The sequence below is a fragment of the Thermaerobacillus caldiproteolyticus genome (genome assembly GCF_015326725.1).
Lineage (GTDB): Bacteria > Bacillota > Bacilli > Bacillales > Anoxybacillaceae > Thermaerobacillus > Thermaerobacillus caldiproteolyticus.
This window is the reverse complement of the sequence record NZ_CP064060.1, coordinates 3,663,296-3,680,000: the sequence shown is the minus strand read 5'-3', so window position 1 is coordinate 3,680,000 and position 16,705 is coordinate 3,663,296. Positions and strand designations below refer to the sequence as shown.

At 40.6% G+C, this 16,705-nt stretch carries 14 protein-coding genes; 7 read left to right on the top strand and 7 right to left on the bottom strand.

All coding sequences use genetic code 11. The features are described 5' to 3' along the window. Positions 1-188: 188 nt before the first annotated feature. A complete protein-coding gene (locus ISX45_RS18525; RefSeq protein WP_181557233.1) occupies positions 189-1,064 on the bottom strand; it encodes a nucleotidyltransferase-like protein in 876 nt (291 codons plus the stop codon). Positions 1,065-1,204: 140 nt separating this feature from the next. On the opposite strand from ISX45_RS18525, the gene ISX45_RS18520 reads away from it, so the two are divergent. After that, complete coding sequence (locus ISX45_RS18520; protein WP_181557232.1) at positions 1,205-1,561, top strand: YgzB family protein; 357 nt, start codon at positions 1,205-1,207, stop codon at positions 1,559-1,561. Between the two features lie 24 nt (positions 1,562-1,585). Here the strand turns inward: ISX45_RS18520 and perR are convergent, their stop codons facing one another. The 3 genes from perR to ISX45_RS18505 form a co-directional block, all read right to left on the bottom strand. Then, positions 1,586-2,035, bottom strand: a complete 450-nt coding sequence (gene perR / locus ISX45_RS18515; protein WP_181557231.1) for a peroxide-responsive transcriptional repressor PerR — start codon at positions 2,033-2,035, stop codon at positions 1,586-1,588. Between the two features lie 233 nt (positions 2,036-2,268). Beyond that, positions 2,269-2,739, bottom strand: coding sequence for a thioredoxin-dependent thiol peroxidase (gene bcp / locus ISX45_RS18510; RefSeq protein WP_194519613.1), 471 nt, complete (start codon positions 2,737-2,739; stop codon positions 2,269-2,271). Positions 2,740-2,804: 65 nt separating this feature from the next. Further along, positions 2,805-3,209, bottom strand: coding sequence for a potassium channel family protein (locus tag ISX45_RS18505; RefSeq protein WP_181557229.1), 405 nt, complete (start codon positions 3,207-3,209; stop codon positions 2,805-2,807). A 114-nt stretch (positions 3,210-3,323) separates the two neighbouring features. Here ISX45_RS18505 and ISX45_RS18500 point away from each other — a divergent pair, with 114 nt between their 5' ends. The 4 genes from ISX45_RS18500 (at position 3,324) to ISX45_RS18485 (ending at position 7,820) form a co-directional block, all read left to right on the top strand. Further along, positions 3,324-4,025, top strand: coding sequence for a response regulator transcription factor (locus ISX45_RS18500; RefSeq protein ID WP_194519612.1), 702 nt, complete (start codon positions 3,324-3,326; stop codon positions 4,023-4,025). Continuing rightward, entirely contained in the window at positions 4,022-5,044 is a 1,023-nt protein-coding gene (locus ISX45_RS18495) for a sensor histidine kinase (RefSeq protein ID WP_194519611.1), read from the top strand. The genes ISX45_RS18500 and ISX45_RS18495 overlap by 4 nt, the downstream gene beginning before the upstream one ends. Positions 5,045-5,134: 90 nt before the next feature. Then, positions 5,135-5,911 carry an ABC transporter ATP-binding protein gene (locus tag ISX45_RS18490; protein WP_194519610.1) on the top strand — a complete coding sequence of 259 codons (777 nt, stop codon included), beginning with the start codon at positions 5,135-5,137 and terminating at the stop codon, positions 5,909-5,911. Then, on the top strand, positions 5,886-7,820 hold the full coding sequence (locus tag ISX45_RS18485; protein ID WP_194519609.1) for an FtsX-like permease family protein: 1,935 nt from the start codon (positions 5,886-5,888) through the stop codon (positions 7,818-7,820). Before ISX45_RS18490 ends, ISX45_RS18485 begins: the two co-directional genes overlap by 26 nt. A 29-nt stretch (positions 7,821-7,849) precedes the next feature. Here ISX45_RS18485 and ISX45_RS18480 read toward each other — a convergent pair whose 3' ends face one another. Genes ISX45_RS18480 through ISX45_RS18470 form a run of 3 tightly spaced genes read right to left on the bottom strand, consistent with a single transcriptional unit; the run spans position 7,850 to position 10,436 of the window. Beyond that, positions 7,850-8,635, bottom strand: a complete 786-nt coding sequence (locus ISX45_RS18480) for an ABC transporter permease (protein ID WP_181557224.1) — start codon at positions 8,633-8,635, stop codon at positions 7,850-7,852. A gap of 9 nt (positions 8,636-8,644) precedes the next feature. Beyond that, a complete protein-coding gene (locus ISX45_RS18475; RefSeq protein ID WP_181557223.1) occupies positions 8,645-9,436 on the bottom strand; it encodes an ABC transporter permease in 792 nt (263 codons plus the stop codon). After that, positions 9,429-10,436 carry an ABC transporter ATP-binding protein gene (locus ISX45_RS18470; protein ID WP_194519608.1) on the bottom strand — a complete coding sequence of 336 codons (1,008 nt, stop codon included), beginning with the start codon at positions 10,434-10,436 and terminating at the stop codon, positions 9,429-9,431. The genes ISX45_RS18475 and ISX45_RS18470 overlap by 8 nt, the downstream gene beginning before the upstream one ends. Before the next feature lie 121 nt (positions 10,437-10,557). On the opposite strand from ISX45_RS18470, the gene ISX45_RS18465 reads away from it, so the two are divergent. Continuing rightward, positions 10,558-11,853 carry a glutamate-1-semialdehyde 2,1-aminomutase gene (locus tag ISX45_RS18465; RefSeq protein ID WP_194519607.1) on the top strand — a complete coding sequence of 432 codons (1,296 nt, stop codon included), beginning with the start codon at positions 10,558-10,560 and terminating at the stop codon, positions 11,851-11,853. Between the two features lie 283 nt (positions 11,854-12,136). Continuing rightward, entirely contained in the window at positions 12,137-16,609 is a 4,473-nt protein-coding gene (locus ISX45_RS18460) for a glutamate synthase-related protein (RefSeq protein WP_194519606.1), read from the top strand. Positions 16,610-16,705: the final 96 nt, after the last annotated feature.

The window sequence follows — 16,705 nt, the reverse complement described above, 5'->3', positions numbered from 1 at the left end:
TTCCGTAGCGACGATTTATAATTTATCACCTTTTTATATAGAAGTCAATACTTTTTAAGAATTTTTTTGTCTAGCCTTTGTTGAGGAATGCAAACCTTATCTTCTCTTCATTAAAATTATAAAAGAAAGGCTCTTCTTTATTCTCCTAGTTGAAGAGCCGTGTTCATCTACTAAGTACGGACAAAGCATTATTCTTTATCTTTCAGTTGATAGTAACGATGAAATATATGTGGGCTTTTAGTTGCGACTTTTTCAACGGATAAGATGTTTTTTTCCACCAAATATTCTAACATAATAACAAGATCAACGGAGTACGGTTTAAGCTCCGGGTGTTGGGCAATTTCTGATATGCTCCATGGTTCATCTTTTTGTTTCAATATTTTTCGCAAGTGAGCAGATCCAGACAAAATTCGAGAGTGAATCAAAAATTCACTTGCTAAAAACAAGAGCTCCAATCGTTTCTCTAAAGGCTCTTCACTTCCGACCAATTCCTCATAAAGTTTGTAGATTTGTCCATCGATCTGCTTTATTTGGTTCCATACGGTTACTTCAGGATAAAATCCTTGCTCAATCACTGCTAGTCGTGCTAAATGGTGCAGAGCATGAATTACATGATTGTAAGCATCCAACAGCTGATTGGATTCAAAAAATACTTTGCCATCTGTATACCGTCGGATTAGTTTGGCAAATTCTAATCCCATTTTTAGTTGTCTCGTTTCCTGCGGAAACTCCATCATGCGGTTTCGTAATTGTTGTACATATTCGTTACGATCAAATAAGACCTTCCCATTCAATACCCAGTCGATGACTTTCCGGTTGGAACCGAGAAGGAGCCATTCATTTAATTGTTTCTCATCGACAATGTACAAGGCTGCTTTCTGTTCCTTTGACATGTAATGCTTCATAAAAACAGAATCTGGAATTTCCTTTCCAATAACTAATAAAATGATATCAAATGTATCAGTAATTGCAGAATTATTTATTTTTTTTTCAACCATTAAAATGCCTAGTGTATTGCGATGACTTGCCCGCTCTTGGTAAATAGGGCGCAGTAAATCCTCCATCACTCTTTTCCTCCATATTTCCTAGATATTTTTATACTTTATTCGACAATAATCGCGAAAATCCTCTTTATGAATTTGTTCAAAATCGACCTGATTGACTAAACTTTATGATATAGTTGTGTGTAGGGGGGACAAATGAAATGGGAATCAAATATTCAAGCAAAATTAACAAGATTCGCACATTTGCTTTAAGTTTAATTTTTGTCGGCTTTATCGTGATGTATATAGGCGTATTTTTTCGCACCTCTATGTTGATTATGACATTATTTATGATTCTAGGACTACTTTTTATTATTGCCAGTACGGTTGTGTATTTTTGGATTGGTATGTTATCGACAAGAACAGTTCAAGTTGTTTGCCCAACCTGCGGCAAAATTACGAAAATGCTTGGAAGGGTCGATATGTGTATGTATTGTAGCGAACCGTTAACGTTAGACCCTGATTTAGCCGGCAAGGAATTTGATGAAAAGTACAACCGTAAAAAGAAAAAAAGCTGATAGCCTATGCTTGCTATCAGCTCTTTAATGACGATGGTGTCCATCTTGACAATCTGGACATGTACCGTAAATTTCCATGCGATGATGACTTACTTTGAATCCTGTTACATGTGCAGCCAATGCCTCAACTTCGTCTAATCCTGGGTAATGGAAATCGACAATTTTGCCACACCGTTCGCAAATCACATGGTAATGATGAGACGTAACAAAATCAAAGCGGCTTGATGAATCACCATATGTTAACTCTTTTACTAGTCCTACCTCTTTAAAAACACGCAAGTTATTGTAAACGGTTGCTACGCTCATATTGGGAAATTTTCCTTCTAGTGCTTTATATATCTCGTCTGCTGTCGGGTGTGACATCGAGCTAATTAAATATTCCAATATCGCATGACGTTGCGGAGTAATGCGTACTCCTGTTTGCTTCAACGTATCAAGCGCCTCTTTTAACTGATGATTTTCAGACACCGCCATGCACCTCGCTTCCTTATAAAAAAAGAATTATTATTTTATAATTTTTATAATTAGTCTACAAGCATTTTATATACTTTGTCAATATTCGTATCCTTAATATATGAGTTTGTTCGCTTTTTTAGCATAAAAAATGTGCGGAATATCCTTCCGCACGAACACTGTTTCATTTGAGGTGGGTGTGCTCTACATTAACATACGCAAATCACTACATACTTGTATAGACACATACCCATTTATGTTAAATGTTTTACAATATACGTCAATGCTTCTTCGACATGTCCTTTTACTTTTACGCTCCGCCATTCTTTGACTAGCTTTCCATCTTTATCAATAATAAACGTGGAACGTTCGATTCCCATGTATTCCTTTCCAAAATTTTTCTTTAACTTCCACACGCCATATGTTTCGGCCACTTCATGTTTCTCATCTGCAAGCAGCAAAAACGGCAAATCGTATTTTTCAATAAATTTTTTGTGCCGTTCCACAGAATCTGTACTAACTCCTAAAATCACGGCGTTTAAATCACGAAACTTTCCGTGGTAATCACGAAAATCACACGCTTCCGTCGTACATCCCGGAGTCATATCCTTCGGGTAAAAATACAGCACTACATGTTTTCCACGAAAATCAGAAAGTGCCACCATTTCCCCATTGCTTGCTGGTAATGTAAAATCTGGTGCAGGTTGCCCAATTTGTAGCGACATCTTTTTCCCTCCGCCATTATCATTTCTATCTCTAGCGTAACGAAACAAGAAAAAAATTGCAACGTCTATCTTTTTTCCCAGTCGATCACAGCACGGGCAACAAGAGTTGCTGGCATAATGTAGCCTAATAGCGCCTCGATCACAGCAAGCCATCTTCCTATGCCAATCGGAGTAATGTCGCCATACCCGACTGATAATAACGTCGTGGCGCTCAAATAAAGACTATCTTGAAGAACAGTAAAACATTCATTCGTTGTTCCATCCACTGATTTGATAAACACATCGTGCCCATTGAGTTTAAGCACCATGTATATGAGTCCAAATCCCATCATCATCGTCATATACAAAAAAATGAGAACAAATAAATTTTCTAATGAAATATAACGAGTTGACTTGAATTGTGTTGTCCATATGGAAATCATACTTCCAAGCAAGACCGTTGCCACAATTCCAACAAATGCATACTCCATCTCTCTCACCTCGTACTTGTCCATACATATATACGAAAAAACAAAGTCAAATATTCCCTAAAGAAAGAATTCGTTATAATAGAAGCATGATCGAATGGTGAGGGAGAGGAAAAAATGCATACCATTCTTATTGTAGAAGATGATTATAAAATCGCTTCCATGTTAAAGGAGCACATTGAAAAATATGAATATAAAGTACATATCGCTTCGCAGTTTACCGATATTAAAAAGGAGTTTGTCGAATTTTGTCCCCATCTTGTGCTGCTGGATATCAATCTTCCGCGCTTTGACGGTTTTTATTGGTGTCGGCAAATTCGAACCATCTCGAATTGCCCGATCATTTTTATCTCCGCTCGCAGTGATGAGATGAACCAAATCATGGCAATAGAAAATGGAGCTGACGATTATATCACGAAACCGTTTAATTTTGATCTCGTTATGGCCAAAATAAAAAGCTTGCTACGAAGAACGTACGGTTCTTACGCCAATCCGTTGCAGCCACACATATATGAAGTATCAGGACTGTACCTTCTTTATGATCAACATATGGTGCAATGGAATCAATATACGATCGAGCTAACGAAAAAAGAATTTACCTTACTAGAACGTTTGTTAAAAAAGGCAGGGAAAATTGTATCCCGTGAGGAACTTCTTGAGTCGTTATGGGACGATGTTGATTTTGTCGATGACAATACTCTGTCTGTCAACATTACACGCGTTCGCAAAAAGCTGCAACAACTCGGAATCAAAAATGCCATTGAAACCGTTCGTGGAACAGGTTATAAAATCGTAGATACGTGGAGTGAACTATCATGAAATTATTTTTACGTGAGCATATCCCGTTTATGTGTTTTCATTTGATACACGTTTTACTTATTTTATTTATTGTTTATTTATACATGCTAGAGCAATCCTTCACCCCAACTCGCGGCATTTTTGTTTATCTTACTGTAATAAGCGTAGTATTCCTTTTTCTTTTTTTATCGCTCCGTTACTGGCAACAATATAAAGCATACCAACTGTTATCGTCCACCTTGCGCGGCTTAGATATGAGCATACAAACTTTTGCCCGCTCTCCGTTATTTTTGACTTTTGAGAAAACACTTCATGACCAGTATAATTTTTACATTCATGAGATCCAATCACTTCGCAAAGAAATGAATGATTTGTCGCTATTTATCAACCAATGGACTCACCAAATGAAAACACCTTTATCTGTCATTGATTTGCTTTTACAAAATTATGATATAAAAAGTCAATCAGACCGCGAGTTTTTGAATAGCATGCATGAAGAATTAGAGCGGTTACAACATGGCCTTGAACTTATGCTTTACTCGGAACGAATAAAACAATTCTCGCACGATTTCCATGTAAAACGATTATCTTTAAAGACAATGGTGAGCGATGTCGTTCAACACTACAAACGTGCTTTCATACGCAACCGCATTTACCCAATGATGTCGATTCCTGAAACCATTTTCATTGAGACGGACCAAAAATGGTTTCAGTTTGCCCTTAGTCAAATTGTGACAAACGCGATTAAATACTCAAAAGGAAAAAATCAAAAAATCATTCTTTCTGCTTTGCAACAAGAAAACCAAGTGTTCTTGACGGTCGAAGACTTTGGAGTTGGTATTCCTTCGCAAGATATCAGTCGTGTGTTTGAACCGTTTTTTACAGGGATGAATGGACGGCGCTTTGCCGAATCAACAGGAATGGGATTGTACCTTGTGAAACAAATTTTTGATCGTTTAGGACACGGAATTACTATATCATCTGAGGAAGGAAAAGGAACAAAAGTAACAATCACCTTTTATAATGTGACAAAAATGTAAGATTGCTAGCGAGAATTGTAAGGAAAATCAATAGGTTATTTTTGCCTCCCTTCGTATAATCAATGATAGAAAAACAAGGGAGGTCTTTTTATGGCGATTTTACAAGCAAACTCCATTACGAAAATATATCGCTCAAATTTATCAATTGCTCATCGAGCGTTAGATAATTTCAGTTTATCCATTGAAAAGGGAGAATTTGTCGGAGTAATGGGGCCTTCTGGAAGCGGAAAAACAACCTTGCTTAACATTTTAGCCACCATCGATACTCCCACAACAGGGGAAGTCATAATAGAAGGAACAAATATGGCACATCTATCTAAAAAAGAGCTCGCTTTGTTTCGGAGAAGACAGTTAGGATTCGTTTTTCAAGACTTTAACTTACTAGATACATTAACAATCGGGGAAAATATTATTCTTCCTCTCACATTGGACAAAGTTCCGGTAAAAAAGATGGAGCAGCGATTACAATCGGTAGCCAAAGCATTAGGGATTGATCAGATTTTAGACAAGCGGACATACGAGGTTTCCGGGGGACAACAACAACGAGCGGCCATTGCCCGAGCAATCATTCACGAACCATTGCTTATTTTTGCTGATGAGCCAACAGGGAATCTTGATTCTAAATCTTCTAAGGACGTCATGGACACATTAACTTCATTAAATCAACAACACGGCATCTCCATTATGATAGTGACACATGATCCTTTTGCGGCTAGTTACTGTGAACGGATTGTATTCATTAAAGATGGCAAACTGTTTACCGAAATACGCAAAGGCCGTAACCAACAAGCGTTCTTTCAAGATATTCTCGATGTGCTTTCGCTGCTAGGGGGGAATGTGAATGACATTTCGACAGTTCGCCCTTAATAATGTCAAACGAAGCTTCGGACGATATGCTGCATACTTTTTCAGCAGCACCTTTGCTGTTACCGTCTTTTTTATGTATGCCGCATTTATTTTCCATCCTGATGTTGTAAACGGCTCGATTCGTCCATCGGTAAGAAAAGGAATGGTTAGTGCAGAAGTGATTATCTTTCTATTTGCGACTTTCTTTATTTTTTATTCGACGAGTTCATTCTTAAAATTACGTAAAAAAGAGTTTGGCTTGCTTACATTACTAGGAATTACTCGTAGCCAACTAAACAAACTCATTATATTAGAAAATACGATCATTGCTATTTTAGCAATTGTAACCGGCACTGCGTTTGGCGCCTTATTTACTAAAGTCTTTCTTATGATGTTTTCCGTTATTTTAGATTTACAGTCTCCATTGTCTTATTACATTGACTGGAAAGCGATCGCCATAACGGCATCGGTATTCCTTACTATTTTTGAAATCATTACTGTGATGACGTTGACGACCATCCGTTCCAAGCGAGTAATTGATTTATTAAAAGCGGCAAAACAACCAAAAAAGCCGCCTTTCTACTCGATATGGCTTTCCATTTTAGCCACGGTGTGTCTAATCATTGGTTACTACTTGGCATATAGTTCGAACATCATACAAATGACGAAACGAGTCATACCAATTTTATGTCTTGTCGTGATCGGAACATACTTTTTATACACCCAAGCAAGCATTGGGCTTCTACGCTTTTACAAAAAACGAAAACGCTCCTACTATCGCGGCACAAACTTAGTGACAGCCGCTGAACTCATCTATAAACTCAAAGATAACGCCAGAATTTTAAGTATGGTAACCATTTTAACAGCGGTCACATTTACATCAACAGGCGTGCTAGCCAATCTGTATTTTGGAAAAAAAGCGGAGGCAGAAGCAAGGCTTCCACATGCTATCGCGCTTGTGTCAAAAACAGGATCTAAAGATTTGTTTGAAGAGACACTCTATATGCTGAAGAGTATTTTGAAGGCTGAACATATTCGTTTCGCTGGCCACCAAGCTACTTTCATTTGTGTATATAATCCTGATCAACCAAATAATTATGTGATGCAAAATCTTCTGCTTATGAGCGTAACAGATTACAACAAATTCGCTGATTTAGCTGGCCAACCACATGTGTCTCTGCCAGCAAATACAGCTACCTTCATGCATCCTACTCCTGATCAGGGATATGAGCCGATTCAAGGAAAACAGATTACCCTTTCCATAAAAAACAGTAATAAAATCGTTACACTTAAATTAAATAAACCAATCAAGCAGCCGGTGATTAATCCTTCAGGATATCTTGGCTATACGTTAGTTGTTCCTGATCCATTGTTTCAGGAATTGAGTCACTTCGCCACCCAAGAAACGACACAATATTATTTTGGTGCATCATATAAAAACTGGGAGTCAAAAACATCGGTAATCGAGAAGCTCAACGATTCCATTAAAAAAAATAAGAACATCGACTATAACATCTCGAATAATCGTTTAGAATTTTTTAACTTGATGAAAGAAACTTTCTCGCTTATGCTCTTTATCGGATTTTTTGTCAGCATCCTGTTCTTCTTAGCCGCTGACAGCATTTTATATTTTAAACTGTATAATGATTTGGAACAGGATATAAAACAATACCATTCCCTTGCGAAACTTGGCCTAACAATGAAAGAAATGAAGCAGATTGCTGCCAAACAAGTTGCCATTCTCTTTTTCATACCATTTGCCATCGCGACTATCCATGCAGGATTTGCCTTTAAAATGCTGCAAAATATGGTATCAGGTTCAGTGGTAAAAACAAGCGTACTTGTCATTGTGATATTTTTGGCTGTGCAACTGGTTTACTATTTCTTTATTCGCTCTCTGTACATTAAAAAAATTGCAAAAGTCATGTAAAAGGACAGGAAATGATATTCCTGTCCTTCTTAATTTCCTGCTCCGCGATACCGCTTTACTCCTGCGTTCCATAGGAAAACAGCAATTATAAAAAAGATGAGACCCATGACCGGTGTTAAAAATGCATAACCATACCATTCTGTTTTGCCGAGAAAATAAGCGGAAGGATAAACTCCAACGAACGCAAACGGCAAAATCCATGTTAAAATATAGCGAATAAATCGATTGTAAATATCGATGGGGTAACGTCCGTAGTTGCTAATATTGTACATCATCGGCATGATTGAGCTTCTCGCGTCCGACCAAAAGCTAATCGTAGCCAGCGAGATAAACACCCCTGCATACACAAGCGCCCCGCCTAGTACAAAAACGATAAAAACCAAAACATCATACCAATGAAACACTAAATGCAAACGTGCGCTTGCATATATCATAATAATGATTCCGGTCACTCCGCCAAGAAGCGATTCTAACTCCATGCGTTCAAGAATGATTTGAAACAAGCTGTGCACTGGACGCGTCAGCACACGATCCATTTCACCGCGCACAATATAGCGCTCATTAAAATCCCAAATGTTAAAAAATGCTCCGAACACCGCGTATGGCACTAAGAAAAAGCCGTAAATAAACAGAATTTCATCGCGTGTCCACCCATGTAACAGCTGCGTGTGACCAAATACAACAAGAATAAAAATTAAATTCACCGCCTGAAACATAAGGTCTGACACAAACTCAACAATTAAGTCAGTGCGATATTGCAATTTCGTCTTTATATATTGCGCCATATATTGAAAAAACACAGATACATAAAACATTGACTCACCTCACCCTCCTTGAATGACAAGCTGTTTTTTCGCCGCTCGCCACAACAACCGAATCGGGATGAGCAACATCACACTCCAAACAAGTTGAAATAGCAATCCATCAATAACCGCCTGACCTTGAAAACTCTCCGTAACAATCATGCTTGGAATATAGCTGATGCCTTGAAAAGGAAAATATTTCATCACCTCTTGCGCCCAAGCAGGATAAAAACTAATCGGCAAAATTAAACCGGAAAATAAATCGATGATAAACCGTTTTGCACGCAACAATCCTTCATTATTGAGAGTAAAAAACGTGACAACGCCCGCAAGCAAATTCAGCTCCGAATTAATGATGAAACTTAACGTAATCGACAGAGCAAAATATATCCATGTACTTACATTCGTTGAAAAATGAAGAGGAAAAAGAAAAATGACAATGATCATGCCAGGAAGCGAAAGAAACAATAACCGAAATATCCCCTCTCCTAGCCCTTGCATTGTCTTCATTCCTAGGTAACTATAAGGACGGATCAATTCGACCGCCACTTTTCCTTCCTTAATCTCCATAGCAATTTCACGATCAATATTATTAAAATAAAACGCGCGCGCCATCCACGAAACAGCGACATACGTCGTCATTTGCTCAATTGACATTCCTTGAATTGACGGCTTGTCACTATAAATCGCTGACCAGAGAAAATAGTACGCTCCGATATTAATGCTGTAAATGAGAATACCGGTGTAGTAATTCGTACGATAAGCGAGCATCATTAAAAAACGAATGCGAATCATTTCGATATATTTATCCATGGACAACACCTTCTTCATAGATGTTGCGGATAATTTCTTCTGTTGAAATTTCGTTAATGTTCATGTCTTGAATGTCATAACCGGAAACAACGCGGCTAATCACTTCAGGCACAAGAGACGGTGACACATGAGCGACCCAAGCATTGGCCTGCTCCCCTTTTCTCCATTTGACTGGTAATCCGTTTGTTAGTGCGTACAAGGCGTCCAGCTTGATTTCATTTGCAAACGTAAATTGAAGTTGTTTTCCTTCTCCCCAATTTGCTTTTAGGCGCTGCAATGAACCGTCGTAAATAATTTTCCCTTCATCGAGCATAACGACGCGCTCGCATAACGCTTCGATATCGGAAATGTCATGGGTCGTCAATAAAATCGTTGTGTTATATTTTTCATTGATTTCTTTTAAAAACTTGCGGATTTTGAGTTTCACTAACACATCTAATCCAATCGTCGGCTCGTCTAAAAACAAAAGCGGTGGATTATGGATAAGAGCAGCTGCCAGCTCACAGCGCATCCGTTGCCCAAGAGACAGCTTGCGAACAGGCTTGTCTAGCAGCGGACCGATATCAAGCGTGTCAATGACATGTTCCATATGTTCTTTATAATCCCGATCAGATACGCGGTACACTTTTTTCAACAAACGAAACGACTCTTGTACAGCAATATCCCACCATAATTGCGAGCGCTGTCCGAAGACCACACCAATCGTTCGCACGAATGCTTCCCGTTCTTTATGCGGAATCATTCCGTTCACAATGACCTTCCCCGAAGTCGGCGTCAAAATTCCAGTTAACATTTTAATCGTTGTTGATTTCCCCGCGCCGTTTTCTCCGATATATCCGACCATTTCTCCTTGCTTAACGGTAAACGAAATATCATTGACAGCACGAATGATTTTATAGTTTCTCGTGAATAAGTCACGAAACGCTCCTATTAGTCCTGCACGACTCGAATATGATTTAAATTCTTTACGCAGTTTTTCCACTTCAATTGCATTGACCATTTTCACTACCTCCACATAGGCAATAGTTTATACAAAGTCGAAATGAGAAACAAATTGTATGCTCAAACAAATATGTTAGAATAGTAAGCAGTAAAGAAACTCGTTTAGGAGGCTTTCAAGCATGCAATTCACTAAATCTGAACAGCTATATAAAGAAGCGTTAGAACATATTGTTGGCGGCGTCAACAGCCCTTCCCGCTCGTATAAAGCGGTCGGCGGCGGTGCTCCGGTCGTGATGGAACGCGCGCAAGGCGCTTATTTTTGGGACGTTGACGGCAACAAATATATTGACTACTTAGCGGCATACGGACCAATTATTACCGGACATGCCCATCCGCACATTACAAAAGCAATTCAACGTGCGGCAGAAAATGGAGTATTATACGGGACTCCGACTCCATATGAAATCACGTTTGCGAAAATGTTGAAAGAAGCCATTCCTTCATTGGAAAAAGTTCGTTTCGTCAACTCGGGAACAGAAGCGGTCATGACAACGATTCGCGTCGCACGCGCCTATACAGGGCGTGACAAAATCATCAAATTTGCTGGCTGCTATCACGGTCACTCTGATCTTGTCCTTGTCGCGGCAGGCTCAGGTCCGTCTACGTTAGGAACTCCTGACTCCGCCGGTGTACCAAAAAGTATCGCCCAAGAAGTTATCACCGTCCCATTTAACGATATTGATTCGTTCAAACAGGCGATCGAAACATGGGGCGATCAAGTTGCCGCGGTACTTGTTGAGCCAATTGTCGGCAACTTCGGTATCGTTGAACCAAAGCCTGGTTTTCTTGAAGCGATCAATGAATTAGCCCACCAAGCAGGAGCGCTTGTTATTTATGATGAAGTTATTACCGCGTTTCGCTTTATGTACGGAGGAGCGCAAGATTTATTAGGAGTGAAGCCAGATTTAACCGCACTTGGAAAAATTATCGGCGGCGGGCTGCCGATTGGGGCATACGGCGGACGCCAGGATATTATGGAACAAGTCGCCCCGCTCGGTCCGGCGTACCAAGCGGGAACGATGGCAGGAAACCCTGCTTCTATCCTCGCTGGCATCGCTTGCCTAGAAGTGTTGCAACAAGATGGGGTTTACGAGCATCTTGATCGTCTCGGTTCAATGCTTGAAAAAGGCATTTTAGCCCACGCCAAAACATATGATATTCCGATTACAATTAACCGTCTTAAAGGTGCATTAACCGTATATTTCACAACGGAAAAAGTAGAAAACTACGAACAAGCAGAACGAACAGACGGAGAAATGTTTGCGAAATTTTTCAAGCTCATGTTAAAACAAGGAATCAACCTCGCCCCTTCCAAATATGAGGCATGGTTCATTACCCTCGCTCATACAGAAAAAGATATCCAGTATACACTCGAAGCGGTTGAGAATGCATTCAAATCATTAAAAAACGAATAATTATGCAAAAACAAACAGAGGGGAAAAAGCCCCTCTGTTTTTATATCCCCTCTATTGAAATCGTTTACAATAAGTTGCGTTTTCCTTTCCTCCAATGTGAATATTCTATCCGAAAAATGAATAAATAATTGATTTCATCTTTCGAACATGGTAAGATAGACTATAAATTCTGAAAATTCTTACCCCCCCCTTATCGTTATCCATTCTACACTTCTTATAGAAAGATTGCTCACAGGAGGTGAACGGCAAGAGGTGGGCTCCTCCCACTTTAACGCCACTCAGTATGAAACAACGTTGGAATCCAAGCCTTTTTAAAGCCTTCCATCACGCAGAACACGATGCCTGTGGAATTGTTTCTGCCATCGAAAAACGTCGCATCCCGACACGAGACAACATAATGACATGTATCAATGCTCTTGTAAAAATGAACCATCGCGCTGGTTTTATTAACGGGGAAGGAGACGGAGTCGGCATTCATATCGATATACCAAGAAAACTTTGGATGGAAAAGTTAGCAAATGTAGGGCAAAATCCAGAAATTGCTAATAGCGATAGTTTTACAGTCGGCCATATTTTCATTAATCGTTCTGCGGATGTAGAAGACGCAAAGACAAAAATGAAACATTTGTTTAAAAAATTTCGTTTGTCTCTTATTTTTGAATCTGACAGCGTTACGTCTTCTAGCGCATTAGGACCCATTGCATTGCGACAAGAGCCTGTTTTCTGGCAAGTGGCTTTGCTGCCAAACGATCGCAATCATCTTGTACAACGTCTATTCGATTTGCTTATCGAAATTGAAGAAGACGAAAACCTCCATGTTGCGTCATTAAGCAACTTCCATGTCGTCTACAAAGTGATGGGAGCTGGTGATATTTTACCAAAATATTATCACGACCTAGCCAGCCCGCTTGTCTCTTCTACAATGACATTAGGACATAACCGTTATTCAACTAATACGCTTTCGAACTTTTTCCGTGTTCAACCGTTTAGCGTATTAGGGCACAACGGAGAAATTAATACGATAGCAAAACTCCGTGACGAAGCAACAATGATTGATGTCCCATTAACGAATGGCGGCAGTGATTCACAAGATTTAAGCCGCACAATGGAGACACTCATTTGCCGTCACGGCTATAGCTTATTTGAAACAATAGATATACTGTTCCCACCCATTATTAATGAGATGAAGTCATATCCAGCTCATCTTCAAGATTTATATACTTATATTCGCGAGGCTTGGGGGCACTTTGCCCAAGGTCCAGCCGGTATCATCTCTCGCTATGGGGATGAAGCGGTATTTAGCGTTGATGCCCTTGGATTGCGTCCGCTTTGGAAATTAGAAACAGAAGAACGATTTATTTTCTCTTCAGAGCCGGGTATCATTCCAGCAAGTGAATATACAGGCGAGCCAAAACCGCTTGCGCCAGGTGAAAAAGTCGGGCTGAAATGGTCAGATGATGGTTCCATTCAAGTATTTGAATACGCACGATTTCAAGAAGAAGTATATGCGCGCTTTTCCAAACGGTTCGATATTACGAACTTCCGAAAACGCCTTGATCCCCCTTTTTTAGACAAACAGATTTTTGTAGCAGCCCCTACAAAGGTACACAACGGTCAATACGCTGCGTTCGGCTGGGATCGTGAACATATTCAACTTCTTGAACAAATGGCGGAAAAAGGAGCAGAACCCATTCGATCCCTAGGTCATGACGCACCGCTTGCGGCGATTGATCCGAATAGGAAAAATCTTGCTGACTTCATTAAAGAAAGCGTTGCTGTTGTGACAAATCCAGCGATTGACCGCGACCGCGAAACGGAACACTTCTCAACAAGAACCATTGTCGGAAAACGGCCATCGTTACTGGAGGCAACAGAAGCATCGTATGTGATTGAACTAGGCTCACCTATTCTCATTGAAGGCAAAATTGGCTATGATTGTGCAACAGAATTAGGCCATCCTTCTTATGATCAAATTGTCTATTCGTTCCAGTCGAAAAAACTATCATACGTACTTTCAGCAACCTTTACGGCGGACGAAACCATTAATGAAGCGTTGCAGCGCCTTTCTCATGAAGCATGCGAAGCCGTTCGTTCCGGCAAAACATTGCTGATCATTGATGATTCAGAAGCACACCAAAACGGAAATTTATGGATTGATCCGTTACTGATTACATCAGCGATTGATCAATCATTAACAGAAAATGGATTGCGACGCGATTGTTCCATTTTACTTCGCTCCGGTGCAATTCGCTCACTTCACGATTTCATTGTAGCCTATGGATTAGGAGCAAACATCATCAGCCCTTATTTAATGTTTGCGACGGTCGCAGCAGAAGAATCTCTGAAACCAGTTGTCAACTTGTTTAATGCACTCAATAAAGGCTTAGAGAAAGTCATTTCAACGATCGGTATTCATGAGTTGAGAGGATATAGCCGCCTCTTTTCTTCCATCGGCTTACACAATGAAATTGCTGACGTGCTAAAGATTGTGAACTTCTTCGGTTCCAATTCGTTAAAATACGATTTTCAAGCACTGAAGGAAGATGCGCTTGCCCGTGCGGAAGACTATGTCAACGAAAACGCGAAGCCAAGAAAAACATTCCATCTCTTCCCGCGCGTTTGGAAAGCGATTGGCGAAGTGGCACAAACCGGATCATATGATAACTATCGCGAAAAATTGAACGAGCTAGAAACAGAAACACCAACGACGATTCGCCATTTACTCGATTTGAAGAAAACAGGAAAAGACGTCCCTGTGGAAAAAGTCGATATTAGCGTTGGCGATCATAGCCTGCCATTTGTTATCGCCTCTATGTCGTTTGGTTCGCAAAACGAAGTGGCGTTCCGCGCTTACGCTGAAGCAGCAGATCGACTAAACATGGTCAGCTTAAACGGTGAAGGCGGCGAAATTAAAGATATGCTTGGCAAATATCCGCGCACACGCGGCCAGCAAATCGCCTCTGGTCGTTTCGGTGTGAACGCGGAGCTATTAAACTCTTCAAATCTATTAGAAATTAAAATCGGGCAAGGGGCAAAACCGGGGGAAGGCGGTCACCTCCCAGGTTCAAAAGTTACTGCAAAAATCGCTGAAGCCCGTAATGCAACAATCGGTTCTGACCTAATTTCACCATCGAATAATCATGATATTTATTCAATTGAAGACTTGGCGCAAATGATTGCCGAGCTCAAAACGGCCAATGATAAAGCAAAAGTTGCCGTTAAAGTACCTGTTGTACCAAACATCGGAACAATTGCTGTCGGCATCGCTAAAGCAGGCGCAGATATTATTACATTGAGCGGCTTCGATGGGGGAACAGGAGCAGCGCGTATTCACGCATTACAGCACGTTGGGCTGCCGGTCGAAATCGGCGTAAAAGCCGCGCATAATGCCTTATTAGAAGCGGGGTTGCGAAATAAAGTCGAAATCTGGGCAGACGGCGGCATTAAAAGTGCTCTTGACGTCATTAAAGTGATGCTGCTTGGAGCGAATCGAATCGGCTTCGGCACCCTTTCGATGATTGCGATTGGCTGTACGACATGCCGAGGCTGTCATCTAGATACTTGCCATGTCGGCATCGCAACGCAAATCGAGTCAGAAGCACAAGCCAAAGAGCATGGATTGCGTCGATTCGTTCCTCGGCAATTCGATTCAGCGGTTCGAGGATTAATGAATTTATTTACTTCATTTGGAAACGAGCTTAAAGCCTTAACGGCTGCGCTCGGATACGAACGATTACAAGATCTTGTCGGCCGTTCAGATTTATTAGAACAGACAAGAGGCCTAGAGCAAATGAATTTAACGAATTTGCTTGAAGTGTTAGAAGTCGAACAATTTGCTCAAAAAGAAGTCGCTGCAAGCATCGAGGAATCGCAATTGCTTGTGGCCGCTGGAGCTGAGTATCTCGATTACCATGTTGAAGATTTACAGCGCTCTCGTGAATTTACAACGGTCACTTCCGAGCAACGCGTCCTTGGTAGCCGCGTGTCTTGCCATCGCATTCGTGGCCGTCTTGATGGATCTTATAAAAAATTACCAAACATCATATTGCGTTACAAAAAAGGGTCTATTCCAGGAAACGGTCTTGGCGCTTACAACAGCCACGGCATTCACATTCACGTCGACGGCGGTGGGCAAGATGGAATCGGGAAAACAGTATTTGGCGGCAGCATTCTCATTTTTAAAGCAAAAGGAAAAGACGGAAAGTTTTATAACGGTTCTGTTGGAAAAGGATTCGGCTACGGTGCACAAAAAGGGCTGTTAGTAGCTCAAGGAAATGCAGATGCCCGTGCTGGCATTCGTCTCTCAGGTGCCGATATGATTATCGGTGGCCAAGTGACAACACCAATCCCAGAACAAGAACATGGAAATATCGGTGCACGCGCCAATATTAAAGGATTTGCCTTTGAATATATGACAAACGGACGCGGCCTTGTTCTTGGTGACCCAGGTCCATGGATTTGTGCCGGTATGACAGGTGGAGTCGTCTACTTACGTCATCAGCCGGAGATGGGATTAACCAAAGCCGCGCTTGAACGCCGTATTGCAAAAGGAGCGCAGGTACGCATCGAGCGGTTAAATGAACAAGGTAAAGAAGATGTCAAAGAATTGCTTTTCAAATATATCGCTTTACTTATCGAACATGAACAACATGAAGAAGCAAATTCATTAAAACCTTTACTTGAGAAACCAGAAGATCACTTCTTCCAAGTCATCCCAACAAAAGAACAAGCTGATCCTTCTGTTTCTACTGAATAATGCAAGAAAAAAGGGCATCTCGTTGCTAACGAGATGCCCTTTTTTCTTGTTCATCCCTCCGTTGATTAGGGCATATATATAGTACCGTTGTTTTCC

Excerpts from the sequence above, each read along its gene's own strand:
- ISX45_RS18525 (WP_181557233.1), bottom strand. The coding sequence starts at position 1,064 with ATGGAGGATTTACTGCGCCCTATTTACCAAGAGCGGGCAAGTCATCGC.
- ISX45_RS18520 (WP_181557232.1), top strand. The coding sequence starts at position 1,205 with ATGGGAATCAAATATTCAAGCAAAATTAACAAGATTCGCACATTTGCT.
- perR (WP_181557231.1), bottom strand. The coding sequence starts at position 2,035 with ATGGCGGTGTCTGAAAATCATCAGTTAAAAGAGGCGCTTGATACGTTG.
- bcp (WP_194519613.1), bottom strand. The coding sequence starts at position 2,739 with ATGTCGCTACAAATTGGGCAACCTGCACCAGATTTTACATTACCAGCA.
- ISX45_RS18505 (WP_181557229.1), bottom strand. The coding sequence starts at position 3,209 with ATGGAGTATGCATTTGTTGGAATTGTGGCAACGGTCTTGCTTGGAAGT.
- ISX45_RS18500 (WP_194519612.1), top strand. The coding sequence starts at position 3,324 with ATGCATACCATTCTTATTGTAGAAGATGATTATAAAATCGCTTCCATG.
- ISX45_RS18495 (WP_194519611.1), top strand. The coding sequence starts at position 4,022 with ATGAAATTATTTTTACGTGAGCATATCCCGTTTATGTGTTTTCATTTG.
- ISX45_RS18490 (WP_194519610.1), top strand. The coding sequence starts at position 5,135 with ATGGCGATTTTACAAGCAAACTCCATTACGAAAATATATCGCTCAAAT.
- ISX45_RS18485 (WP_194519609.1), top strand. The coding sequence starts at position 5,886 with ATGACATTTCGACAGTTCGCCCTTAATAATGTCAAACGAAGCTTCGGA.
- ISX45_RS18480 (WP_181557224.1), bottom strand. The coding sequence starts at position 8,635 with ATGTTTTATGTATCTGTGTTTTTTCAATATATGGCGCAATATATAAAG.
- ISX45_RS18475 (WP_181557223.1), bottom strand. The coding sequence starts at position 9,436 with ATGGATAAATATATCGAAATGATTCGCATTCGTTTTTTAATGATGCTC.
- ISX45_RS18470 (WP_194519608.1), bottom strand. The coding sequence starts at position 10,436 with ATGGTCAATGCAATTGAAGTGGAAAAACTGCGTAAAGAATTTAAATCA.
- ISX45_RS18465 (WP_194519607.1), top strand. The coding sequence starts at position 10,558 with ATGCAATTCACTAAATCTGAACAGCTATATAAAGAAGCGTTAGAACAT.
- ISX45_RS18460 (WP_194519606.1), top strand. The coding sequence starts at position 12,137 with ATGAAACAACGTTGGAATCCAAGCCTTTTTAAAGCCTTCCATCACGCA.